This window comes from Streptomyces sp. NPDC059009, from assembly GCF_042740175.1.
In the GTDB taxonomy this organism is placed as follows: Bacteria; Actinomycetota; Actinomycetes; order Streptomycetales; family Streptomycetaceae; genus Streptomyces.
This window is the reverse complement of sequence record NZ_JBHYJB010000004.1, coordinates 98,930-121,853: the sequence shown is the minus strand read 5'-3', so window position 1 is coordinate 121,853 and position 22,924 is coordinate 98,930. Positions and strand designations below refer to the sequence as shown.

The following is a 22,924-nucleotide window of genomic DNA, read 5'->3' as shown; positions in this document are numbered from 1 at the left end:
TTGAGCCGGATCTTGAGCGTGCACTCACAGTGCTGCGACGTAACCCGGATATGAGAGCGCGCGAATTGATCTGCTCTCCTGTGGCATGCCTGCACGGACGATGCGCTTTCGCGTTGTCCGAAGCGAAAGAACTCAAGCCCAAGAACAGTTAGAAATCTCCTTGCGTGGCACCATAATGAAAATTGCTTTCCTGATCAACAATGCCTATGGCATCGGCGGCACAATCCGCGCCACCACGAACCTGTCCCGCGCATTGGCGACAAGGCACGACGTCGAGGTCGTGAGCGTTCATCGGCTGAAGGACGAACCCGACCTCTGCTTCGACGAGCGAATACGGCTGACCTCGCTGATCGACATGCGCGAGGACAGCCCCACCTACGAAGGCGATCACCCGCTGACCCGCAGACCGTGCACGATGTTCCCCGACACCGGTGCCGCAGCGATCTCCGCACGCCTGCCCTACACGGCGCTCCAGGACGAGCGCATCGGACAGTGGCTGCGCGAGACCGACGCCGACGTGGTGATCGCCACCCGCCCCGACCTCAATGGCTACCTCGCCCGTGACGGCCAGGACCGCTACCTGCGCATCGGGCAGGAACACCTGAGCCTGGACGCTCACAACCCCGTCTTGCGCGCGCATCAGAATGCGGCGGTCGCGCGCCTGGACGCGTTCGTGACCGTGTCCGAAGCCGACGCCGCGCAGTACCGTCAGGCTCTGCCTGACGTGCCGAGCCGGATCCTGTGCATTCCAAACAGCGTGCCCGAGCCCGCTGTTGAACCCTCCGACCACCGTTCGGACATCATCATTGCCGCAGGCCGGCTTGCCGCCGTCAAACGCTACGACCGTCTGATCGACGCCTTCGCGAAAGTCGCCCACGCCCACCCCACCTGGACACTGCGCCTGTACGGACGTGGAGCGGAGCGACCCAAGCTGCGACGCCAGATCGACGAACTCGGCCTGTACGACCGCGTATCCCTCATGGGGCCGGTCGCCCCGATCGAGACCGAATGGGCCAAGGGGGCCATCGCCGCCGTCTCCTCCGACATGGAGTCCTTCGGCATGACCATGGTCGAGGCCATGCACTGCGGCGTCCCTGTGGTCGCAACCAACTGCCCCCACGGGCCTGCGGAAATCATCGATGACACCAACGGCGTTCTGGTGCCTCTGGAAGACGGGGTGGACGGATATGCCATAGCCCTCGATCGGCTCATGGCCGACGCGTCGCTCCGTGCGCGCCTGGGCGCCGCTGGGCGTCAGCGGGCCATGGCCTACGCGCCTGCGGCCATCGCCCGGCGCTACGAGAGCTTGTTTGAGGAATGCGCTGGCCCACGTCGCCGCCGCTGGGCGAAGGCCGCGCGCTCCGGCCTCCTGTGGAGTCGCCTTCGGTCCGCACTTCCGGGCAGGGCCATCGAGCCGAGCGAGCCGTCGGCCGAACCGGCGCTGTCTTCTGAACAGAAGCCCGGCGCGCGTCCCCTCGCCTTCGCCCGTGCCGCTGCCGACGGCGGCATCAGTATTCGCCTCGACCGGTCGTGCCTGCCGCCTGGGCGTCTCGAATTCCTGGCCCGCCTGCGCCGTGACCCCAAGGGCCGGCACATCCGTGTTCCCCTCCCCGGCAGCGATACCGCGCCTCATGCGGGCGACATCCACATCACGCTCAGTGCGACCGAGCATGCCCTGGTGGAGGGGCGATGGGATTGTTACGTGGTGGGCGCCGCCGGGACGGCGGGCAAGAAGGCGCGCATCGTAGGTGCGCTGGCAGAACGGTCGCGCAGTGTCGGCCGGGCCCCCGTCATGGCCGACGGTGAGGTGAAAGCATGGCTTCCTTATGTCACCACCGACGGGTTCCTGGCCCTTCGTACCTGGCAGCGCGCCGCACACGCGGAAGTGGAAAGCATCTTGGTCGGTGACGACCATGCCACTGTCACCGCACGGCTCTTCTCGGCCCGAGTCCCTGGCTCTCTGGGCGCTGCAACGGTGGTCGCGGTCTCGCGACAGGGAGAGGCATACGACTTTGCGGTCCCCGTCACTCAATTCGCCGAGGCCCCCCAGCACTTCACCTTCAGGCTGCCCTACTCACGGGCCCTCGCGCTGCGGAGCGGCTCACACGACCTGTGGGACCTGCGCCTCCAGATGGGGCCTACCAATTCACCCATTCCGATCGGTCGCATCGGTGGCGACATCGTCGACCGCAAGAAGACCGATGTCGTTCCTGCTGTCCTGCTGCCGCACGAAGTGCGCGGCGAGACGCGCGCCAAACCCTTCTTCACCGTCACCAACGACCTGGCCCTGAGCCTGCGGGACACGGGTGAGGGGGTGTGACCCACGAAGCCCGGTGCGCGGCCGGGGGGAGCCGCCAGTCGGCCATCGGATAGACGGTGCTGCCCGGCGGCTTGAGGGTGGTGCAGCCCCTGCAGTGGGACTGGCTCTGTGCGAACTTGCCGTACGAGCCTGACAACTCGGTAGCCGCCCGCTACTTCGCGCTGTCGACGAGGCGAAGCTGGTGATGGGTGCGTCGCCGTCCGAGCGGACGAAGGGTTCAGGTCCCTCGCGCTGGGTCGTGCCACCGCGGTTCACCGCGGCCTCCAGGAAGTGCACGCGATGTGCACGGGTGGCGGCCGTCCTGCCCATGACCGCAGTTCAGGGCCCGTTCCACGGCGTGCCTGCACTGTTCTGACACATCTCAGGGGGAAGTCAGGGTCGTGTCGGGGTCGGTTCGGGGTCACTCCCGGTCCTGCGACGCGGGATGCGCCGGTCCGCAGGCGTACTGGGTTCCGTACTGCACGGCGTTCACGGTCGCGGAGTCCCGGGCCGCGTTCGTCTGGGTGGGCGCGGGCGCCCGGCCCGGGCCGCGGCCGGTGTCGACGGAGGCGGCCAGCCGGGCGACGGCCTCGCGGTCGGCGGGGTCGTGCCGCAGCAGCTCCGCCAGTTCCAGGGTCCAGTAGGCGAACAGCGCGCGTTGTACGTCCTCCGGGGTCTCGGAGCCCTGCACCAGCGCGGCGTTGGCGTCGAGCTGGGTCTCCAGGGCGGCCCGGCGTTCGCGACCGGACCGGCGGAACAGTCTGACGAACGCGTTCCGGGTCTCCTGCCACATGTCGGTGGCCATCGCCGCGACCACGGCGGCGGCACCCGCCTCGGCCAGCATGGCCAATTCGTCGCTCACGGGCTTCCCCTCACCTCTTGCCGGTGATGTTGATGTGCTGAGTGCCGTTCTGTGTCGCGTAGATGACGCCGTGGCCCGACGACTTGTTGATCATCCTTGCGCCGGCGGGCAGCTCCTGGACCGCGGGGGATTCCCCGGCTGGTGCTGGTGCTGGTGCTGGTGCTGGTGCTGGTGCTGGTGCTGGTGCCGGTGCCGGTGTTTGTGCGGCTTCCTGCGCAGGTTCCTGTTCCTGTTCCCTTTCCTGAGGCACGGGTCGGCCGGGCAGGTGGAGCCATGCGTCGGCGGTGTGTTCCTTCACCGTGAAGGTGACCTTGCGGAAGTCCTCGGCGTACAGGCCGTGACAGCCGTTGCGCACCGTCTCCTCGTAGAAGTGGCGGGACAGCAGCAGCGCGGCGGGCACCGTCCGGGGCGCGGCGGCCAGAGCCCGCCTCGCGGGCGGAGCGTCGAGCAGCCGGGCCAGCGCCTCCAAGGTGCTGCCGGCCACTTCCCCGGACGGTGCGAGGTGCACGTCGCCCGCGTGCAGTGCGATGCGGACCCGGATCCTCGTCCGCGCTGCCGCGCCCCGGTTGTGCGTGCGCAGACGCAGCGCGAGTTCATGGACCAGGGGGTGGATCAGCGCCGCCTTGCGGGTACCGGCCGGCGCCGTCACCCGTAGGCCGTCACCCAGGTCGTGCCGTCGGCACGCCTCCCAGTCGATGCCGCTCGCGAGGAACGCCGCACGAAGCATCTCCGACAACTTCGCGCGGATCTCCATCAGGGCCGCGTCGCCGCGCTCCGCCGACCGCTCGATGTCCACGGCCAGGATCGCTCGGTACTCCAACTCTGCTTCCATGCGCCCCTCTTCGGCTCGGCGGAGGGCAACCGGATCAGCCCGGACCTGAGTTCAGTGTCCACCACGCACTTGGCGCACAACCCGTAGGAATACGGGCTCCGGCGGAAAATGAGGCCGGTGAAGCCGGTGCGGCACGAGGAGCCGCAGCGCACACTGAGAGCGGGTGTGTCGCCTGCGCGAGGGAGGGTTCGGCCATGGACACGAAACGTGCGGCGCGCGCACCGGCCGGGCGACGGCCGCGCCAGGAGTGGGCCTGGCCGCCGGCGAGTCTGCTCGGCGGGCTCGGCCCGGACGCCCGTGAACGGCTGTGGGAACCAGGCGTGTTGGCCCGCTATCCCGCGGACCGGGTCCTCATGCGGGAGGCGGACGAGACCGACTTCGTCCTGATCCTGCTCGACGGGGTCGTGAAGGCCACCGGACGCACCGAGGACGGCCGCGACGCGCTTCTCGCCGTCCGGATGGGCGGTGACCTGGTGGGCGAGTTCGCCGCGGTGGACACCCGGCCCCGTTCCGCCACGGTCACGACCTGCGGGCCCGTCATGGCCCGCCGCTTGACCCGCGCGGACTTCCTCGACCGCATGCGACGCGACCCGCGCGCCTCGGACGCGGTGAACCGGTCCATCGTGGCCAAGCTGCGGACGGCCAACGCCCACCGGGTCAACTTCACCGGATGCGACGTCGCGACCCGGCTGGCCCGGGTACTGCACCACCTGGCGATGACGTACGGGGAGCGAACCGGGGCGGGAGCGGTGATCCGCTGGCCGATCACCCAGCCGGAACTGGCCACCCTGTGCGGTGCGGCGGAACCGAGCGTGCACAAGGCCCTGCGCAGGCTGCGTGCCCTCGGCGCCGTGTCCACCGGCTACCGCAGCGTCCGGGTCGACGACCTGTCCCTGCTGCACGCAGCCGCCCACCTCGACATGTGAACCCGCTTGTGCAGAAGCTGTGTTGACGGTCCATCAGCATTCCGGAAGCCGTACTTTGATGAAATCCCGGCACGCGCCCGTGGCTAGCGTGACACCGCGAGGCCGGACGTACGGCCCGACCGCCACGACGGGGGGTCCCGATGTCACACGAGGACGAGAACAGAGCGGCAGCGACGACGGACGAGGAACGGGAAACGCCGCCCGGTGAAGGACGTTCGGGCAACCGGATCGACATCGACGGAGACGCCGCGGGCCCGGTGATCGCCGGCAACCACAACGTGGTCGTGGACGCCGACCGCGGGTCGACGGTGACACTGCTCGTGGAGGGCGAGCGCCCCCGCCCGGTGCGCCGCCCCCAAGTGGCCCTGTTGCCCCGGCGCCAGACCGCACCCCTCGGCCGGGACGCGGAACTGGAACAGCTCGCGGCCGGTATCCGGGACGGCGGCGTGGTGCAGGTGTGGGGTCCTGCGGGCGTCGGCAAGAGCGCCCTCCTGCGGCACGCCGCCCGCACTCTCACACCCGGACCGGACGGAGTGCTCTTCCTCGACGCCGCCCGGCGGGAACCGGAGGACCTCGCCCAGGACATCTTCGAGGCCTGCTACGAGACACGGGGTTACGCCCCGTCCGGACCCGAACTGCGGCACCTCATGAGCGGGATCACGGTGACGGCGTACATCGACAGCGCCGATCTCACCGCCGAAGGGCTGTGCACCCTGATGGACGCGGCCCCCGACGCCACCTTCGTCCTCGGCGGCCGGCGCAGGACGCTGCTCGGCGACGGCAGCGCGCTGCGCCTGGCAGGGATCGACCGGGAGGCCGGGCTCGAGCTGCTGGCGCGGGAGTTGGGCCGCGGGCCGGCGCCGGAGGCCGAGCGGGACAGGGCGGCCGCGCTGTGGGAGGCCGCGTCCGGCTGCCCGCTGTTGCTGCTGCGTGCCGCGGCCCTGTCCCGGCTCGGCCCGGCGGGCGAGACGGTCCTGCCGCGTCCCGGGGAGGTCGCGGACCTGCTTCCGCTGCTCTTCGACCGGCTCGACGGCGATCCGCTGCGTGCGCTGTATCTCCTCGCGACCTTCCGGGACGCGGTGCTGGACCCCGACCACGTCGGTGCGCTGAGCGCCGCACCCGACGCGGCGGCCGTGTGCGCCCGGCTCGCCGGACTCGGCCTGGCCGAGCGCACGGAGGCGGGCTACCGCGTCGTGCCCGACGTCGTCCCCGCGCTGCAGGAGCGCGGCCTCGAACCCTTCGATCTCGAGCGGATCTCCGACCACTTCACCGAGTGGATCGCCCGTCCCGCCACGACGGCCGACCAGGTCGCCCAGCACGCGCGGGCCCTGGAACTGATCGCCGAACTGGCCGAGCAGGCCGGGCGGCCCGAACTCGCGGTACGGATCGTCCGAGCCGCTTCCCCCGCCCTGGCCCGCTCGCTGCGCTTCGGTGTCTGGGGCCGTCTTCTCGACCTCGGGCTGCCCGCCGCCCAGCGGGCCGGTGACCGGCAGGCCGCGGCGTACTTCACCCATGAACAGGGCATCCGCAAGCTGCTCACCGGCAACCGGGTCATCGCGGCCGTCCTGCTCGGGCAGGCCGTCGTCCTGTGGCGCCAGCTCGGTGATCTGCACGGAGCGCATGCCGCGGCGAGCGCCCAGCAGTACGCGCCGCCGCCGTCCGGGGCCACGCCGCCCACGCCGCCCCACACGGACGGAGGGGCGGCACAGGGTCTGACCCCGGGGGGAGGACCCGACCCGGCTTCGGCGCATGCCGGGTCGGCACACGCAGGGTCGGCACACGGCGCAGGCGCGCCGGTGGATCCTGGTACGGCGGCGCAGAGCGTCGGGACACCGGTCGATCCTGGTACGGCGGCGCAGAGCGTCGGGTCGCCGGTGGATCCGGGTACGGCGGCACACGGCGCAGGCACACCTGTGGATCCTGGTACGGCGGCGCAGAGCGTCGGGACACCGGTCGATCCTGGTACGGCGGCGCAGAGCGTCGGGACACCGGTCGATCCTGGTACGGCGGCGCAGACTGTCGGGTCTCCGGTCGATCCGAGTACAGCGGTGCACAGTGTCGGGACACCGGTCGACCCCGGAACGGCGGCGCACTCCGCCGGTATCCACCATGCCGCCGCCCACGCGGCTGCTCCGCACATGAGTGCCGCGGCGGCCACCGGCACCGCCGGAGCGGCGGGAACGGCTGCCGCGGGGACGTCCGTCGCGGCCGCCGCGGTGCTGAAGGTGGTAGCGGTCATCGTCGCCGTCGTCATCGGCGGAATCGCCGTCCAACAGGCGCAGGACTCCGGCGACTCGAACGGGTCGACGTCCTCGGGAACCGGTCTCGCCGGGGTGTGGCGGGACAGCAATGGCGGCACGTACGAGTTCAAGGAGACGGGCACGGGGTCCTACTCGTTGAACAGCACGGACATCTGCGGCAACGACTACAACGAGGAGTTCACCGGCAGCGACGGCACGTACAGCGGTGACGGCCCCTTGTACGACTTGAGCAGCGGCTCCTGCGGCTCGCTCATCGGCAAGGTCACCGTCACGATCACGCTCGGCTCCGGAGGGGACACCGCCGAGCTCTCCAACGAGCTGCCGCCCGGCAGCGACGACCAGGGGCCGTGTGAGTACTGCGGGACGGCCACCCTGACCCGCCAGTCATAGCCCGCCGGAACGCGAAGGAGCCCCCATGAGTCACAACAACGTCCGCATCGGCAAGGCGTCGGGCCCGGTCGTGGCCGGTGACGGCAACCACGTCGAGATCCATCACGCGGCACCCGAGCCCGCACCGGCCGAGAGCGGGCCGACGCAGAACAACACGGCCAAGGACCACGGCACCCTCTTCACCGTCATGAAGGGCGATCTGCACGTGCACCAGGACGGCTCCGGCGCCTCGGACCAGGGCAAGGACGAGAACGAGGGCGGGGGTGGGGACTAGAGAACGGCATGGGCGGGTCCTGTCGGGGTTGCCTCGGGGTCTTGTGGGTCACTTTGAAGTGTGCATGATCTACGGGGTGGAAGGGGGCGCCCATGGAGCGTGCCGAGCCAGATGTCGACGAGCCGGGCGGCGACGAGTCGGGTGGCGAGAAGTCGGGTGTCGACAAGCCGGGCGGCGACACGTCGGCCGGCGGCAGATCGGGTGGCGACAAGAGTGAAAGCGCCATCGCGTTACGGGGGTTGCGCAAGACCTTCGGGGGCCTCGACGCCGTCGACGGGATCGATCTCGACATCGCGGGCGGTGAGTTCTTCTCGCTCCTCGGTCCCTCGGGCTCCGGCAAGACCACCGTCCTGCGGCTGATCGCGGGCTTCGAACCGCCGACCGCCGGCACCGTCTCGCTCGGCGGCCGCGACGTCACCCGGAGCGCCCCGTTCGAGCGGGACGTCACCACCGTCTTCCAGGACTACGCGCTCTTCCCGCACCTCAGCGTGGCGCAGAACATCGCGTACGGGCTGCGCGTCCGCCGCGTCTCGCGGCGTGAACAGGCCGAGCGGGTGGGCGAGTTGCTTGGGACCGTCCGGCTCGAAGGGCTCGGTGGGCGGCGGCCCGGCGAGCTCTCGGGCGGTCAGCGCCAGCGCGTCGCCCTCGCCCGCGCTCTCGCCGTACGACCGCGCGTGCTGCTCCTCGACGAGCCACTCGGCGCCCTCGACCTCAAGCTGCGCGAGCAGATGCAGACCGAACTCGCCGCGCTCCAGCGGCAGGTGGGCATCACCTTCGTCCTCGTCACCCACGACCAGGAGGAGGCCCTCACCCTCAGCGACCGCATCGCCGTCCTCCACCAGGGCCGCATCGAACAGACGGGCACGCCCGCCGAGATCTACGAACGCCCGGCCACCCCCTTCGTCGCGGGCTTCGTCGGCACCTCGAACCTGCTGACCGGGGCGGCCGCCGAGCGGATCGTCGGCAAGCCCGGCACCTACAGTGTCCGGCCCGAGAAGATCAGCCTCGATGCCGCGGCGGAGAGCGACCCCCTGGGGGCCGCCCCCGACCTCTGCACCGCCACCGGCAGCGTCGCCGACACCGTCTACCTGGGCGACCTCACCCGCATCCTCGTCGACCTCGACGCCGGGCCCCGCCTCACCGTCGTACGGCAGAACCTGGAGACCTCCTTCGAGGACCTGTCCGCCCTGCGCGGCTCGCGCGTACGACTCCGCTGGCACCGGCGGCACAACTTCGCACTGACGCAAGCGCCCTGACCCTCCACCCCTCGGGAGTTCACGTGCGTCTCACCCGTACCACCCTCATGGCCGCGGCGGCGCTGAGCGCCCTGACCCTCGTCGCAGCCTGTGGCTCCTCCGACGACGGGGGCGGTGGCAAGCAGCCCGGCGGGCAGGGCTTCACGCCGCCGAAGCTCGCGGCCCAGAAGTCCCTCGGCAAGGGCGAGGGCAAGGTCAATCTCATCGCCTGGGCCGGTTACGCCGAGGACGGCTCCAACGACCCGAAGGTGGACTGGGTCAGCCCGTTCGAGGAGAAGACGGGCTGCCAGGTCAGCACCAAGGTCGCGGGCACCTCCGACGAGATGGTCAACCTCATGAAGACCGGCCAGTACGACGCGGTCTCGGCCTCCGGAGACGCCTCCCTGCGCCTCATCGCGTCCGGCGACGCCGCCCCCGTCAACACCGAGCTCGTCCCCCACTACAAGGACATCTTCCCGGGGTTGAAGGGGCAGAGCTTCAACTCCGTGAAGGGCGTCCCTTACGGGATCCCGCACGGGCGCGGTGCCAACCTCCTCATGTACCGCACCGACAAGGTCTCACCGGCCCCCGACTCCTGGTCCGCCGTCTTCGACGACGCCGCCAAGCACAAGGGCAAGGTCACCGCGTACGACTCGCCCATCTACATCGCCGACGCCGCCCTCTACCTGATGAAGACCGAGCCGGCGCTCGGCATCAAGAACCCCTACGCGCTCGACCAGAAGCAATTCGACGCCGCCGTCGGCCTGTTGAAGAAGCAGAACGGCAATGTGGGGGAGTACTGGAGCGACTACCTCAAGGAAGTGTCCGCCTTCAAGAGCGGCGACTCCGTGGTGGGCACCAGCTGGCAGGTCATCGTGAACACCGCACAAGGAGAGAAGGCCCCCGTCAAGGCGGTCCTGCCCAAGGAGGGCGCCACCGGCTGGTCCGACACCTGGATGGTCTCCGCCGGGGCCAAGCACCCCAACTGTGCCTACAAATGGCTGGACTGGATCGTCTCGCCCAAGGTCAACGCCCAGGTCGCCGAGTACTTCGGAGAGGCCCCCTCGAACGAGAAGGCGTGCGCCGAGACCGCCGACAAGAAGCACTGCGCCGTCTTCCATGCCGACGACGCCGCCTACTGGAAGCGCGTGCACTTCTGGACGACGCCCATCCCGCAGTGCCTGGACGGCCGCACGGACGTGAAGTGCGTCCCCTACGCCAAGTGGGTCCAGGCGTGGACCGAGATCAAGGGCTGACGCGTGGCCCGTAGGGGCGGGGCGGTCCGTGCCGGGCGCGCACGGGCCGCAGGGACGCTGCACCGGCGCCCCCGGCTGCGCCTCGCCCTGCTCCTCGGCGCCCCGCTGACCTGGCTCGTCGTCGCCTACCTCGGCTCGCTCGCGGTGCTGTTCGCATCCGGGTTCTGGACCACCGACCCGTTCACGTCCGACGTCGTCAAGTCCTGGTCGGCGGAGAACTTCCGGGCGCTGTTCACCACGGAGGTCTACCGGCGGGTGGCGCTGCGCAGCGTCGGTGTCGCGCTCGCCGTGACGGTGCTGTGCGCCGTCATCGCCTTCCCCGTCGCGTTCTACACGGCCCGCGTCGCCCGCCCCCGGTGGCGGCCGCTGCTCGTCGTCGCCGTCCTCACGCCCCTGTGGGCGAGTTACCTCGTCAAGGCGTACGCCTGGCGGGTCATGCTCGCCGAAGGGGGGCCGCTGGACTGGGCGTTGGGCCCGTTCGGCCTCAGCGGCCCCGGCTACGGCCTCACCGCGACCGTCATCGTCCTGACGTACCTCTGGCTGCCGTACATGATCTTGCCGCTGCACGCGGGCCTCGAACGCATCCCGGACAGCTTCCTCGACGCCTCGGCGGACCTGGGCGCACGCACCTGGCGGACGTTCCGGACCGTGCTGCTGCCGCTCGCGCTGCCGTCCCTCGCGGCCGGGTCCGTCTTCACGTTCTCGCTCAGTCTCGGCGACTACATAGCGGTGCAAATAGTCGGTGGGAAATCCCAACTCATAGGAAATCTCGTCTACTCCAACATCACCCTGGACCTGCCGATGGCGGCGGCGCTCGGCGCGGTGCCGGTGGTGATCATCGTGCTCTATCTGCTGGCGGTGCGCCGTACCGGCGCGCTCGGCAGCCTGTGACGGAGGCCCGGCGACGTATGCACCTCTCCAGAACCGCTCGCATCGCCCTGCGCGTGGCCGCCGGGCTCGGCTTCACCGCGATCTACCTGCCGCTGCTCGTGGTCCTCGTCAACTCCCTGAACCGCGACCGCAGTTCAGGCTGGACGCCGTCCGGGCTCACCTTCCGCTGGTGGCGCGACGCCTGGCGCAGCAGCGGGGCCCGGGACGCGCTGTGGACCTCGGTGAAGGCGGGCCTCGGTGCGACGGCGATCGCCCTCGTGCTCGGCACGCTCATCGCCTTCGCGGTGGCGCGGTACCGCTTCTTCGGGCGCGAGGCGGTGTCGTTCGCGGTGGTGCTGCCCATCGCGCTGCCCGGCATCGTCACCGGCGTCGCCCTGAACACCGCGTTCCGCACGGTGCTCGAGCCCCTCGGTATCGGCCTCGGCCTGTTCACCGTCGTCGTCGGCCACGCCACGTTCTGCGTCGTCGTGGTCTTCAACAACGTCGCGGCGCGCCTGCGCCGGCTGAGCGGCTCCTACGAGGAGGCGGCCATGGACCTCGGCGCCGACACCTTCCGCACGTTCCGCGACATCACGTTCCCGCTCATGCGGTCGGCGCTCGCGGCCGGCGGGCTGCTGTCCTTCGCGCTGTCCTTCGACGAGATCGTGGTGACGACGTTCACGGCGGGCCCCGGCGTCCAGACGCTGCCCGTCTGGATCTTCTCCAACATGTCCCGCCCTCAGCAGGCACCCGTGGTCAACGTGGTGGCCGTGGTCCTCGTCCTCCTCTCGGTCCTGCCGGTGTACGCCGCCCACCGGCTGTCCTCGGACACGGCGAGCGGGGGACGGCTGTGAGCACGTGCCCGGCGCGCTAGAGGGAGCGGGCCATCCCGACCGACGCGGGCGCCGTCTCGGTGAACCCGAACTTCTCGTAGAGGAACTTCGCCGGGCCGTCCGCGATCAGCGACACGTACGCGGTCTTCGGCGCCCGCCGCTCCAACTCCTCGGTGAGCGCGGCCATGACGCGCTTGCCGAGGCCCTGTCCCTGATGATCCGGGTGCACGCAGATGTCGACGATCTGGAAGGCCGTGCCCCCGTCGCCGATGACCCGCCCCATCCCGATGGGCTCGCCGTCGTGGTGCACGACCACGCCGTACCAGGTCCCCGGCAGCGCGAGCGCCACGGCCTCGGCGGAGCGGTCGGAGAGCCCGGCGACGGCGCGCAGGTGGCGGAAGGTCTCGACGGAGGGGACGCCGGGGCGCAGCTCGTAGGAGCCGCTGGAGTCGGCGACACCACCGTAATGGTCACATGCAGGCTTCATGCCTTACATCATAAAGGCATGATCCCCGTATCTGTCCAGGCAAGCCCCTGTCTAGGGTGGGCGGCATGGCGACGACGATCACGGCGGTCCCCGAGGGCTGGCCCACCGACGAGGCACGCGCGCGCGTGGTCCAGGACGAGCTGCGCGGGGACGTGATCCGCGACGAGACGGGGCCGCTGCCCGGCACCGGGACGGTCACCGGGGTCGACGTGGCCTATGACGACGAGCGCGACGTGGTGGCCGCCGCGGTCGTGGTCCTGGACGGGGCGAGCCTCGACGTCGTCGAGGAGGCGACCGCGGTGGGCCGGGTCGCGTTCCCTTACGTACCGGGCCTGTTGGCGTTCCGTGAGATCCCCACGGTGCTGGCCGCGCTCGGCTCCCTCACGGCGGACCCCGGGCTGGTCGTGTGCGACGGCTACGGCCTCGCCCACCCCCGCCGCTTCGGCCTCGCGAGCCACCTCGGCGTGCTCACGGGACTGCCCACGATCGGGGTCGCCAAGAACCCCTTCACCTTCGCGTACGGGGAGTTGGGCGCCGCGCGGGGGAGTGCGGCGCCCTTGGCGGACGCGGGCGAGGAGGTCGGCCGGGCGGTGCGCACCCGCGAGGGCGTGAAGCCGGTGTTCGTGTCGGTCGGCCACCGCGTCACCCTGGACAACGCGGTGGCCCACACGCTCCGTCTGACCCCGCGCTACCGGCTCCCGGAGTCGACGCGGAGGGCGGACGCGCTGTGCCGGGCGGCGTTGCGGGAGGCGACCGGGCGGGCCGATGCCTGAACTGATCGCTCCCGCTGCCCACTTGCACGCCGCCTGGCTCGATGCGCGTGCCGACTGGGGTCCCGGCCTCCACGAGGACGGATTCGGCCTCGGGCCGTGCGACGAAGTCGACTCGGCGGACGGGTTCGCGGCCTGGGTGGCGAGACTGGCCGGTGCGGCGGATCCCGAGGCGGTGGCGAGCGGCCAGGGGTGTACGTATCGGTGGATCGTCGACGGCGGCCGGGTGCACGGCGGGATCGCGCTGCGCCACGGGCCCGGCGACTACGTCCGGCAGTTCGGCCACATCGGCTACGGGATCCGGCCGTCCTCCCGCCGACAGGGGCTTGCCACCTGGGCCCTGGGCCGGATGCTCGACCAGGCACGGGCGCTCCGCCTGGACCGGGTGCTGCTCGTCTGCGACGTCGACAACCTCGCCTCGGTGAAGACGATCGAGCACCACCGTGGTGTCTTCGAAGGCATCGAAGACACCGAACACGGCCCGGTGCGGCGCTACTGGATCACCATCTAGGCAAGGACCGACCAAGGGCCGTGCACATGTTCAAGGGGCGGTCTCGAGCACGGCGCCGCCCAGCGCCGGTGCGACGGCCGGGGCGGCGCCGAGCGGCGACGTCAGGATTCAGCGGACCGAAGCCACCCTGAACTGCATCCCCGCCGCCCTGAGCCGCTCCAGGAGCGCGTCGCCCATCGCCACCGCAGGGGTCACCTGGCCCGCGGTCGGCGGCAGCTTGTCGAGGGCCAGGGAGAGCGCGGCCTCGGCGAGGATCTTCGCCGTCTCGTCGTAGCCGGGGTCGCCGCCCGACACCTCCGTGAACACCCGCTGGCCGCCGCCCTCGCCGACGAACCGGACCGAGAACCAGGTGCGCGCCCGGCGCTCCGCGCTCGGCCCCTCACCCGGCTTGAGCTGCCCGGACAACCAGCGCCGCACCGGCGGCACTTGGGCCGCCGCGAGCACGGTGCCGAGCGCGGCGGGGGCGCCGAGGGCGACCGGCAGCGACTTCACGGAGGCGTAGTGCCGGTAGCGGAAGTCGGGGCCGTAGCGCTCCAGGGCGCGCGCGGAGCGCGCCACCACCTGGGGGTCGATGGTCGGCAGCGGCAGCGCCCAGGTGCCGACCTCGGCCGCGAACCGCGGGGTGCCCGCGGGCGCGGACACCTTGCGGCCCACCACGCGCGGCTCATGGCGGCGCCGGTCGCGCGCGGCCGCCACCATCTGCCGCCCGCGCGACGCCTGGGTGAGCGCGGACGCGAACGTACCGCCGGAGAAGCGGCCGTTGGTGCGCACGAAGCCGTCCACGCGCAGCGGCACGTCCTCAGGAAGCTGCTGGACCGTGAAGTACGCGCCCAGGTCGTGCGGCACCGAGTCGAAACCGCAGGCGTGCACGAGCCGCGCCCCGGTCTCCCGCGCGCGGGTGTCGTAGCGCACATACATGAGGTCGACGAACTCGGTCTCGCCGGTGAGGTCCAGGTAGTCGGTGCCCGCGTCCGCGCACGCGGCCACCAGCTTCTCCCCGTACGTCAGATACGGGCCGACCGTCGTGGCCACCACGCGCGCGTGGGCGGCCAGTTCACGCAGGGAGTCCTCGTCCCCGACGTCCGCGCGGACGAGCGGGAGGTCCGCGCAGGCGGGCGAGATGCGGGCGAGCCCCTCCCGGAGCCGCTCCAGCTTCGCCGTGTCCCGCCCCGCGATCGCCCAGGTCAACCCCTCGGGGGCATGCGCGGCGAGATACTCCGCGGTGAGCTGCCCGACGAACCCGGTCGCTCCGAAGAGGACCACGTCGTACGTGCGCTCCTTCGCGCCCGTTTCGCCCTTGTCGCTGCCGTTCTGACTGCTCATGGCACCTCTCCGTGGTACGCCGCGCCGTTGTCGGTGGCCGAGGCTAGCGTGAGAGACGAGGCCGGACATCAGGAGGTACCCATGGGCAAGGCCGGCTGGTTCCGGATCGAGCGCGGGTTGACCACGGCGCCCGCTCACACCCCCGGTGCCGGCCGCACCCTGATCCCGCTGCGCTCAAGAAGCGCCGCCGTCACCCCGTCCCCGGCGACCAGCACCCCGCCGAACGACCCGTCGTACACCGCCCCGCGCCCGCACGACGGGCTGCGCGGCATCAACAGGGCTTCCCCGCAGCCCCCGTTGCGCGCCGCCGCGAGGGCGCGCTCCGCGCCCGCCACGAACTCGGCCGTGACATCGCACCCCGTGTCGTCGACGACCCGCGCGCGGCCGTCCAGGACGTCGTGCCCGTCCCCGCCGACCAGTTCGGCGGGGCGCCGCGGCGTGGGCAGGCCCCCGGCCGCCTCCGGGCAGAACGACACCACCGCGCGGTCCGTGACCGCCTCCGCCAGACCCGGCGAGACCTTGTCGCGTCCGTCGAACCGGCACGGCACCCCGCGCAGACATGCGCTGACCAGTACGGAATCCATGCCTTGAGGCTAGCCGCGGGACCCGTGCGGCGGGAACGTGGCGGGACTGCGGAGGGAAGGCGGCGAGAATTGTCTAAGCGCTTGCTCGCCAGGGGCTTGTGCGGAGTGGAACGCGTTCTTAGCATCACTGGTGTTACATCAGTTGTGTCACAGATGCCGGAGACGGTCGCAGCGCTGGGGGCTCAATGGCAGTGCCAGGCAAGGGCGTTCAAGGTGGCGGTCACGGTCCGCTCGCCGGGGTGCGCGTGGTGGAGCTCGCGGGGATCGGGCCCGGCCCGTTCGCCGCGATGCTCCTCGCCGACCTCGGCGCGGACGTGGTGCGCGTCGACCGCCCCGGTGGCGGCGGGCTCGCCATCAACCCGCAGTACGACGTCACCAACCGAAACAAACGCTCCGTGATCGTCGACCTGAAGGCGCCCGACGGGCCCACCCGCGTCCTCGACCTGGTGGAGCGCGCCGACGTCCTCATCGAGGGCTACCGCCCCGGGGTCGCCGAGCGCCTCGGCGTCGGCCCCGAGGAGTGCGCCGCCCGCAACCCCCGCCTCGTCTACGGCCGGATGACCGGCTGGGGGCAGGAGGGGCCGCTCGCCCAGAGCGCCGGGCACGACATCGCCTACATCGCCGTCACCGGCACCCTCGGCATGATCGGCAACCCCGGTGAGCCGCCCGCGATCCCCGCCAACCTCGTCGGGGACTACGCGGGCGGCTCGCTCTATCTGGTCGTCGGCATCCTCGCGGCGCTGCACCACGCGCGCGAGAGCGGCCGCGGCCAGGTCGTGGACGCCGCGATCGTCGACGGCGCCGCGCATCTGTCCGCGATGATCCACGGCATGCTCGCGGCCGGCGGCTGGCAGGACCGGCGCGGCGCCAACCTCCTCGACGGCGGCTGCCCGTTCTACGGCACGTACGAGACGGCCGACGGCCAGTACATGGCGGTCGGCGCCCTGGAGCAGCAGTTCTACGACGAGTTCATCGCGCTCCTCGACCTCACGGACACCGCGCCCGCCCGCAAGGACCTGGCCGCCTGGGGCGACCTCCGCGAGGCCGTCGCCGCCCGCTTCAAGTCCCGTACGCGCGCGGAGTGGACGGAGATCTTCGAGGGCTCCGACGCCTGCGTCGCCCCCGTCCTGTCGCTGCGCGAGGCCCCCGAGCACCCGCACCTCGCCGCCCGCGCCACCTTCACCGACCACGGCGGCATCACCCAGCCCACGCCCGCGCCCCGGTTCTCCGCGACGCCCACGGCCGTGCGCACCGGACCCGCCCAGCCCGGCGCCGACACCGAAGAGGTGGCCCGCGACTGGGGTGTGCCGGGCCTCGCCAAGGAAGCCGACGGTCACGTCAAGGAAGCCGACGGCCACACCAAGGAAGCCGACAGTCACGTCAAGGAGGACGGCAGCTGATGGAGCTCTCCACCCCGCTCGCCTACGCGGGCGACCCGCGCGCCGCCGCCGACGCGGTCGCCGCCCTGGAGCCCGCGGGCCTGGACGCCGTCTGGGTCGCCGAGGCGTACGGCTTCGACTCGCCCACGATCATGGGATACCTGGCGGCCCGCACCGAGCGCATGAAGATCGGCGCCGGGATCCTCAACGTCTACTCGCGCACCCCCGCCCTCATCGCCCAGACGGCCGCCGGGCTCGACGCGATCTCCGGCGGGCGGGCCATCATGGGGCTCGGCGCCTCCGGGCCCCAGGTCGTCGAGGGCTGGCACGGAACGGCGTACGACAAGCCCCTGGGCCGCACCCGCGAGGCCATCGAGCTGACCCGGCGCATCCTGCGCCGCGAGGTCATCGACCACCACGGCATCACCGACATGCCGCTCCCCGCGGACCAGGGACTCGGACTCGGCAAGCCCCTGAAGATCCTCACCAGGCCGGTGCGCCCCGAAGTCCCCCTGTACGTGGCCTCCTTGGGCCCCGCCAACGTCCGGATGACCGCGGAGATCGCCGACGGCTGGCTGCCCACGCTCTTCATCCCCGAGAAGGCCGGACAGGTGTGGGGCGCGGCCCTCGCCGAAGGTGCGGCGAAGCGTGACCCCGCGCGCGGGCCGCTGCAGACCGTCGCGGGCGGGCTGCTCGCCATCGGCGACGACGCGGCCGCCGCACGCGACCTCGCCCGCCCCCAGATCGCCCTCTACGTAGGCGGCATGGGCGCCAAGGGGAAGAACTTCTACAACGACCTGGCGGTGGCCTACGGCTACGAGAAGGAGGCCCGCCGCATCCAGGAGCTCTACCTCTCCGGGAAGAAGAAGGAGGCCGAGGCCGCCGTCCCGGACGAGTTCTGCGAACTCATGTCGCTGTGCGGGCCCGAGAGTTACGTCCGCGAGCGCGTCGAGGCGTTCCGCGCGGCGGGCGTCACGATGCTCAACGTCATCCCGGTCGGCCCCGACCCCGCCCGGCTCATCGCCACCGTCAAGAGCTGGCTCTAGGCCGCAGCCGGCTCCAGGCAGCGTCCGCACCGTCCCGCGCACCCCAGGTCCCAGGAGGCCACGTACCGATGAAACGGCAGCTCTTCTCCGCCGAGCACGACGCGTTCCGCGAGACCGTCCGCACCTTCCTCGCCAAGGAGGTCCTGCCGCACTACGAGCAGTGGGAGAAGGACGGCATCGTCTCCCGGGACGCGTGGCTCGCAGCCGGCAAGCAGGGCCTCCTCGGCCTCGCCGTGCCCGAGGAGTACGGAGGCGGCGGCAACGCCGACTTCCGCTACAGCGCCGTGCTCGCCGAGGAGTTCACGCGCGCGGGCGCCGCCGGACTCGCCGTCGGCCTGCACAACGACATCATCGGGCCCTATCTGACCTCGCTCGCCACCGACGAGCAGAAGCGGCGCTGGCTGCCCGGCTTCTGCTCCGGCGAGATCATCACCGCCATCGCCATGACCGAGCCGGGCGCGGGCTCCGACCTCCAGGGCATCCGCACCTCCGCCGCGGACAAGGGCGACCACTGGCTGCTCAACGGCTCCAAGACGTTCATCTCGAACGGGATCCTCGCCGACCTCGTCATCGTCGTCGCCAAGACCACCGCCGAGGGCGGCGCCCACGGACTGTCCCTCCTGGTCGTCGAGCGCGGCATGGAGGGCTTCGAGCGCGGCCGCAACCTCGACAAGATCGGGCAGAAGTCCCAGGACACCGCCGAGCTGTTCTTCAACGACGTCCGCGTCCCCAAGGAGAACCTCCTCGGCGAGCTCGACGGCGCCTTCATCCACCTGATGACGAACCTCGCCCAGGAGCGCATGGGCATAGCCGTCGCCGGGATCGCCGCCGCCGAGCACCTCCTGGACATCACCACCCAGTACGTGAAGGAGCGCGAGGCGTTCGGGCGGCCGCTCGCCAAGCTCCAGCACATCCGCTTCGAGATCGCGGAGATGGCCACCGAGTGCGCCGTCACCCGAACGTTCCTCGACCGCTGCATCGAGGACCACTCGAAGGGGGAACTCGACGCGGTGCACGCCTCCATGGCCAAGTGGTGGGCCACGGAGCTGCAGAAGCGGGTCGCGGACCGCTGCCTCCAACTGCACGGCGGCTACGGCTACATGACCGAGTACCGCGTCGCGAAAGCCTTCACCGACGGCCGCATCCAGACCATCTACGGCGGCACGACCGAGATCATGAAGGAGATCATCGGCCGTTCCCTCCTCGGCTGACCCACGGCCTCCGGCCACCCCTCGGCCACCCTCCGGCCCACCCTCAGAACACCCTGAAAGGCTCTCGCGTGACCACCGAAGCGTACGTATACGACGCGATCCGCACCCCGCGCGGACGCGGCAAGGCCAACGGCGCCCTGCACGGCACCAAGCCGATCGACCTCGTGGTCGGCCTGATCCACGAGATCCAGGCCCGCTTCCCGACCCTCGACCCGGCGGCCATCGACGACATCGTGCTCGGCGTCGTCGGCCCCGTCGGCGACCAGGGCTCCGACATCGCGCGGATCGCCGCCATCGCCGCCGGACTGCCCGACACCGTCGCGGGCGTCCAGGAGAACCGCTTCTGTGCCTCCGGGCTCGAAGCGGTCAACCTGGCCGCGATGAAGGTCCGTTCGGGCTGGGAGGACCTCGTCCTCGCCGGTGGCGTCGAGTCGATGTCGCGCGTGCCCATGGCCTCCGACGGCGGCGCCTGGTTCGCCGACCCGATGACCAACTTCGACACCGGCTTCGTGCCGCAGGGCATCGGCGCCGACCTCATCGCCACCATCGAGGGCTACTCGCGGCGCGACGTCGACGAGTACGCGGCGCTGTCCCAGGAGCGCGCGGCCGAGGCGTGGAAGGACGGCCGCTTCAAGAAGTCCGTCGTGCCGGTGAAGGACCGCAACGGCCTCGTCGTGCTCGACCACGACGAGTTCATGCGCCCCGGCACCACCGCCGACTCGCTCGCCAAGCTGAAGCCGTCCTTCAAGGACATCGGCGACCTCGGCGGCTTCGACGCGGTCGCGCTGCAGAAGTACCACTGGGTCGAGAAGATCGACCACGTCCACCACGCGGGCAACTCCTCCGGCATCGTGGACGGCTCCGCCCTCGTCGCCATCGGCAACAAGGAGGTCGGCGAGCGCTACGGCCTCACCCCGCGCGCGCGGGTCGTCTCCGTGGCCGTGTCCGGCTCCGAGCCCACCATCATGCTCACCGGTCCCGCGCCCGCCGCGCGCAAGGCCCTCGCCAAGGCGGGCCTGACCATCGACGACATCGACCTCGTCGAGATCAACGAGGCGTTCGCGGCCGTCGTGCTGCGCTTCGTCAAGGACATGGGCCTGTCCCTGGACAAGGTCAACGTGAACGGCGGCGCCATCGCCATGGGCCACCCGCTCGGCGCGACCGGCGCGATGATCCTCGGCACCCTCGTCGACGAACTGGAGCGCCAGGACAAGCGGTTCGGCCTCGCCACGCTGTGCGTCGGCGGTGGCATGGGCATCGCCACCATCGTCGAGCGTCTCTGACCGTCCATCCCGGCACACCCCTTTACGGAGCACTGACTCATGACCGAGAGCACCACCATCCGCTGGGAACAGGACGAGACCGGCGTCGTCACCCTCGTCCTGGACGACCCCAACCAGTCCGCGAACACCATGAACCAGGCGTTCAAGGAGTCACTCACGGCGATCGCCGACCGCCTGGAGGCCGCCGTCGCGGCGAACCCCGACTCCGTACGCGGCGTCATCTTCACCTCCGCCAAGAAGACCTTCTTCGCGGGCGGCGACCTGCGCGACCTCATCGCCGTCACCCCCGAGACCGCGCAGCTCGCCTTCGAGGCAGGCCAGGGCATCAAGCGCGACCTGCGCCGCATCGAGACCCTCGGCAAGCCCGTCGTCGCCGCCATCAACGGCGCGGCCCTGGGCGGTGGTTACGAGATCGCGCTCGCCTGCCACCACCGCGTCGCCCTCGACGGCTCCAAGACCAAGATCGGCCTGCCCGAGGTCACCCTCGGCCTGCTCCCCGCGGGCGGCGGCGTCACCCGCACCGTGCGCCTCATGGGCATCGCCGACGCCCTCCTGAAGGTGCTGCTCCAGGGCACCCAGTACAACCCGCAGCGCGCCCTGCAGAACGGCCTCATCCACGAAGTGGCCGCCGACCGCGACGAACTGCTGGCCAAGGCCCGCGCCTTCATCGACGCCCACCCCGAGTCGGCGCAGCCCTGGGACAAGCCCGGCTACAAGATCCCCGGCGGCACCCCGTCGAACCCGAAGTTCGCCGCGAACCTGCCCGCCTTCCCGGCCAACCTCAAGAAGCAGCTGAACGGCGCCCCGTACCCGGCCCCGCGCAACATCCTCGCGGCGGCCGTCGAGGGCTCCCAGGTCGACTTCGAGACCGCCCAGACCATCGAGGCCCGCTACTTCGTGGAGCTGGCCGCCGGGCAGATCTCGAAGAACATGATCCAGGCGTTCTTCTTCGACCTCCAGGCCGTCAACTCCGGCGCCAACCGCCCCAAGGGCATCGAGCCGCGCCAGGTCCGCAAGGTCGCCGTCCTCGGCGCCGGGATGATGGGCGCGGGCATCGCCTACTCGTGCGCCCGCGCGGGCATCGACGTCGTCCTCAAGGACGTCTCCCAGGAGGCCGCCGACAAGGGCAAGGGCTACTCGGTCAAGCTCTGCGAGAAGGCCGTCCAGCGGGGCCGCACCAGCCAGGAGAAGGCGGACGCGCTGCTCGCCCGCATCACGCCCACCGCGGACCCGCAGGGCGTCGCGGGCTGTGACGCGGTGATCGAGGCGGTCTTCGAGGACCCCGCGCTCAAGCACAAGGTGTTCCAGGAGATCCAGGACATCATCGAGCCGGACGCGCTGCTGTGCTCCAACACCTCGACGCTGCCGATCACTTCGCTGGCCGAGGGAGTCGCCCGGCCCGTCGACTTCATCGGCCTGCACTTCTTCTCGCCCGTCGACAAGATGCCGCTCGTCGAGATCATCAAGGGCGAGCAGACCGGCGACGAGGCCCTGGCCCGCGCCTTCGACCTGGTGCGCCAGATCAACAAGACCCCGATCGTCGTGAACGACTCGCGCGGCTTCTTCACCTCGCGCGTCATCGGCCACTTCATCAACGAGGGCGTCGCGATGGTCGGCGAGGGCATCGAGCCCGCCTCGGTCGAGCAGGCGGCGGGCCAGGCGGGCTACCCCGCGAAGGTCCTCTCCCTGATGGACGAGCTGACCCTGACCCTGCCCCGCAAGATCCGCAACGAGTCGAAGCGCGCCATCGAGGAGGCGGGCGGAACCTGGCCCTCGCACCCGGCCGAGGGCGTCATCGACCGCATGATCGACGACTTCGAGCGGACCGGACGCAGCGGGGGAGCGGGCTTCTACGACTACGACGAGAACGGCAAGCGCGCCGGTCTCTGGCCCGGCCTGCGTGAGCACTTCGCCAAGCCCGGACACGAGATCCCCTTCCGCGACATGCAGGAGCGGATGCTGTTCTCCGAGGCGCTCGACACGGTCCGCCTCTTCGAAGAAGGCGTCCTCACCTCGGTCGCCGACGCCAACATCGGCTCCATCTTCGGCATCGGCTTCCCCGGCTGGACCGGCGGCGTCGTGCAGTACATGAACGGCTACGAAGGCGGCCTGCCCGGATTCGTGGCCCGCGCGCGCGAGTTGGCGGCGACCTACGGAGAGCGGTTCGCCCCGCCCGCGCTCCTGGTCGAAAAGGCCGAGCGCGGGGAGAAGTTCAGCGACGCGTGAGGAGCCTGTGACGAACACCCGGTAACCCCGGCCGTCCGTGCGGGCGCGCCCTTTCACCGTCGTATC

20 protein-coding genes are annotated in these 22,924 nt (G+C 71.0%); 15 read left to right on the top strand and 5 right to left on the bottom strand.

The window, feature by feature from the left end:
• Nucleotides 1-175: 175 nt before the first annotated feature.
• The gene (locus ACFWYM_RS05720; RefSeq protein ID WP_384830831.1) at nucleotides 176-2,320 is read left to right on the top strand and encodes a glycosyltransferase; all 2,145 of its coding nucleotides are present in this window, start codon (nucleotides 176-178) and stop codon (nucleotides 2,318-2,320) included.
• A gap of 400 nt (nucleotides 2,321-2,720) precedes the next feature.
• Here ACFWYM_RS05720 and ACFWYM_RS05715 read toward each other — a convergent pair whose 3' ends face one another.
• The gene (locus ACFWYM_RS05715; RefSeq protein ID WP_384830457.1) at nucleotides 2,721-3,161 is read right to left on the bottom strand and encodes a hypothetical protein; all 441 of its coding nucleotides are present in this window, start codon (nucleotides 3,159-3,161) and stop codon (nucleotides 2,721-2,723) included.
• 10 nt (nucleotides 3,162-3,171) lie between these two features.
• Nucleotides 3,172-3,993 (bottom strand): hypothetical protein, encoded by an 822-nt coding sequence (locus ACFWYM_RS05710; protein ID WP_384830455.1) that lies wholly within the window; start codon nucleotides 3,991-3,993, stop codon nucleotides 3,172-3,174.
• A gap of 194 nt (nucleotides 3,994-4,187) precedes the next feature.
• Here ACFWYM_RS05710 and ACFWYM_RS05705 point away from each other — a divergent pair, with 194 nt between their 5' ends.
• The 7 genes from ACFWYM_RS05705 (at nucleotide 4,188) to ACFWYM_RS05675 (ending at nucleotide 12,059) form a co-directional block, all read left to right on the top strand.
• Nucleotides 4,188-4,919: a Crp/Fnr family transcriptional regulator gene (locus tag ACFWYM_RS05705; protein WP_384830452.1), complete on the top strand. Its 732-nt coding sequence runs from the start codon at nucleotides 4,188-4,190 to the stop codon at nucleotides 4,917-4,919.
• 140 nt (nucleotides 4,920-5,059) lie between these two features.
• Nucleotides 5,060-7,570 (top strand): ATP-binding protein, encoded by a 2,511-nt coding sequence (locus ACFWYM_RS05700; RefSeq protein ID WP_384830449.1) that lies wholly within the window; start codon nucleotides 5,060-5,062, stop codon nucleotides 7,568-7,570.
• Nucleotides 7,571-7,595: 25 nt separating this feature from the next.
• The gene (locus tag ACFWYM_RS05695; protein WP_384830446.1) at nucleotides 7,596-7,844 is read left to right on the top strand and encodes a hypothetical protein; all 249 of its coding nucleotides are present in this window, start codon (nucleotides 7,596-7,598) and stop codon (nucleotides 7,842-7,844) included.
• A 92-nt stretch (nucleotides 7,845-7,936) separates the two neighbouring features.
• Nucleotides 7,937-9,100, top strand: coding sequence for an ABC transporter ATP-binding protein (locus ACFWYM_RS05690; RefSeq protein WP_384830443.1), 1,164 nt, complete (start codon nucleotides 7,937-7,939; stop codon nucleotides 9,098-9,100).
• A gap of 23 nt (nucleotides 9,101-9,123) precedes the next feature.
• Nucleotides 9,124-10,335, top strand: a complete 1,212-nt coding sequence (locus tag ACFWYM_RS05685; RefSeq protein ID WP_384830440.1) for an ABC transporter substrate-binding protein — start codon at nucleotides 9,124-9,126, stop codon at nucleotides 10,333-10,335.
• 3 nt (nucleotides 10,336-10,338) lie between these two features.
• Entirely contained in the window at nucleotides 10,339-11,226 is an 888-nt protein-coding gene (locus tag ACFWYM_RS05680) for an ABC transporter permease (RefSeq protein ID WP_384830437.1), read from the top strand.
• A 17-nt stretch (nucleotides 11,227-11,243) separates the two neighbouring features.
• A complete protein-coding gene (locus ACFWYM_RS05675) occupies nucleotides 11,244-12,059 on the top strand; it encodes an ABC transporter permease (RefSeq protein ID WP_384830435.1) in 816 nt (271 codons plus the stop codon).
• Nucleotides 12,060-12,075: 16 nt separating this feature from the next.
• Here the strand turns inward: ACFWYM_RS05675 and ACFWYM_RS05670 are convergent, their stop codons facing one another.
• Nucleotides 12,076-12,525, bottom strand: a complete 450-nt coding sequence (locus ACFWYM_RS05670) for a GNAT family N-acetyltransferase (protein ID WP_384830431.1) — start codon at nucleotides 12,523-12,525, stop codon at nucleotides 12,076-12,078.
• A gap of 65 nt (nucleotides 12,526-12,590) precedes the next feature.
• Between ACFWYM_RS05670 and ACFWYM_RS05665 the strand changes: the two genes are divergently transcribed.
• The gene (locus ACFWYM_RS05665) at nucleotides 12,591-13,298 is read left to right on the top strand and encodes an endonuclease V (protein WP_384830428.1); all 708 of its coding nucleotides are present in this window, start codon (nucleotides 12,591-12,593) and stop codon (nucleotides 13,296-13,298) included.
• Nucleotides 13,291-13,806 (top strand): GNAT family N-acetyltransferase, encoded by a 516-nt coding sequence (locus tag ACFWYM_RS05660; RefSeq protein WP_384830425.1) that lies wholly within the window; start codon nucleotides 13,291-13,293, stop codon nucleotides 13,804-13,806. Before ACFWYM_RS05665 ends, ACFWYM_RS05660 begins: the two co-directional genes overlap by 8 nt.
• 108 nt (nucleotides 13,807-13,914) lie before the next feature.
• On the opposite strand, the gene ACFWYM_RS05655 is transcribed toward ACFWYM_RS05660, so the two are convergent.
• On the bottom strand, nucleotides 13,915-15,129 hold the full coding sequence (locus tag ACFWYM_RS05655) for a saccharopine dehydrogenase family protein (protein ID WP_384830422.1): 1,215 nt from the start codon (nucleotides 15,127-15,129) through the stop codon (nucleotides 13,915-13,917).
• A 134-nt stretch (nucleotides 15,130-15,263) separates the two neighbouring features.
• Entirely contained in the window at nucleotides 15,264-15,713 is a 450-nt protein-coding gene (locus tag ACFWYM_RS05650; protein ID WP_384830419.1) for a DUF523 domain-containing protein, read from the bottom strand.
• A gap of 185 nt (nucleotides 15,714-15,898) precedes the next feature.
• Here ACFWYM_RS05650 and ACFWYM_RS05645 point away from each other — a divergent pair, with 185 nt between their 5' ends.
• The 5 genes from ACFWYM_RS05645 (at nucleotide 15,899) to ACFWYM_RS05625 (ending at nucleotide 22,858) form a co-directional block, all read left to right on the top strand.
• Entirely contained in the window at nucleotides 15,899-17,113 is a 1,215-nt protein-coding gene (locus tag ACFWYM_RS05645; RefSeq protein WP_384830416.1) for a CaiB/BaiF CoA transferase family protein, read from the top strand.
• Nucleotides 17,113-18,138, top strand: a complete 1,026-nt coding sequence (locus ACFWYM_RS05640; protein ID WP_384830413.1) for an LLM class F420-dependent oxidoreductase — start codon at nucleotides 17,113-17,115, stop codon at nucleotides 18,136-18,138. Before ACFWYM_RS05645 ends, ACFWYM_RS05640 begins: the two co-directional genes overlap by 1 nt.
• Before the next feature lie 68 nt (nucleotides 18,139-18,206).
• The gene (locus ACFWYM_RS05635) at nucleotides 18,207-19,349 is read left to right on the top strand and encodes an acyl-CoA dehydrogenase family protein (RefSeq protein ID WP_384830410.1); all 1,143 of its coding nucleotides are present in this window, start codon (nucleotides 18,207-18,209) and stop codon (nucleotides 19,347-19,349) included.
• Nucleotides 19,350-19,417: 68 nt separating this feature from the next.
• Nucleotides 19,418-20,632: an acetyl-CoA C-acetyltransferase gene (locus tag ACFWYM_RS05630; protein WP_384830408.1), complete on the top strand. Its 1,215-nt coding sequence runs from the start codon at nucleotides 19,418-19,420 to the stop codon at nucleotides 20,630-20,632.
• 39 nt (nucleotides 20,633-20,671) lie between these two features.
• Complete coding sequence (locus tag ACFWYM_RS05625; RefSeq protein WP_384830405.1) at nucleotides 20,672-22,858, top strand: 3-hydroxyacyl-CoA dehydrogenase NAD-binding domain-containing protein; 2,187 nt, start codon at nucleotides 20,672-20,674, stop codon at nucleotides 22,856-22,858.
• Nucleotides 22,859-22,924 lie beyond the last annotated feature (66 nt).

Coding starts and splice junctions, on each gene's coding strand:
- ACFWYM_RS05720 (WP_384830831.1), top strand. CDS start 176: ATGAAAATTGCTTTCCTGATCAACAATGCCTATGGCATCGGCGGCACA.
- ACFWYM_RS05710 (WP_384830455.1), bottom strand. CDS start 3,993: ATGGAAGCAGAGTTGGAGTACCGAGCGATCCTGGCCGTGGACATCGAG.
- ACFWYM_RS05705 (WP_384830452.1), top strand. CDS start 4,188: ATGGACACGAAACGTGCGGCGCGCGCACCGGCCGGGCGACGGCCGCGC.
- ACFWYM_RS05700 (WP_384830449.1), top strand. CDS start 5,060: ATGTCACACGAGGACGAGAACAGAGCGGCAGCGACGACGGACGAGGAA.
- ACFWYM_RS05695 (WP_384830446.1), top strand. CDS start 7,596: ATGAGTCACAACAACGTCCGCATCGGCAAGGCGTCGGGCCCGGTCGTG.
- ACFWYM_RS05690 (WP_384830443.1), top strand. CDS start 7,937: ATGGAGCGTGCCGAGCCAGATGTCGACGAGCCGGGCGGCGACGAGTCG.
- ACFWYM_RS05675 (WP_384830435.1), top strand. CDS start 11,244: ATGCACCTCTCCAGAACCGCTCGCATCGCCCTGCGCGTGGCCGCCGGG.
- ACFWYM_RS05670 (WP_384830431.1), bottom strand. CDS start 12,525: ATGAAGCCTGCATGTGACCATTACGGTGGTGTCGCCGACTCCAGCGGC.
- ACFWYM_RS05665 (WP_384830428.1), top strand. CDS start 12,591: ATGGCGACGACGATCACGGCGGTCCCCGAGGGCTGGCCCACCGACGAG.
- ACFWYM_RS05660 (WP_384830425.1), top strand. CDS start 13,291: ATGCCTGAACTGATCGCTCCCGCTGCCCACTTGCACGCCGCCTGGCTC.
- ACFWYM_RS05655 (WP_384830422.1), bottom strand. CDS start 15,129: ATGAGCAGTCAGAACGGCAGCGACAAGGGCGAAACGGGCGCGAAGGAG.
- ACFWYM_RS05650 (WP_384830419.1), bottom strand. CDS start 15,713: ATGGATTCCGTACTGGTCAGCGCATGTCTGCGCGGGGTGCCGTGCCGG.
- ACFWYM_RS05645 (WP_384830416.1), top strand. CDS start 15,899: ATGGCAGTGCCAGGCAAGGGCGTTCAAGGTGGCGGTCACGGTCCGCTC.
- ACFWYM_RS05640 (WP_384830413.1), top strand. CDS start 17,113: ATGGAGCTCTCCACCCCGCTCGCCTACGCGGGCGACCCGCGCGCCGCC.
- ACFWYM_RS05635 (WP_384830410.1), top strand. CDS start 18,207: ATGAAACGGCAGCTCTTCTCCGCCGAGCACGACGCGTTCCGCGAGACC.
- ACFWYM_RS05625 (WP_384830405.1), top strand. CDS start 20,672: ATGACCGAGAGCACCACCATCCGCTGGGAACAGGACGAGACCGGCGTC.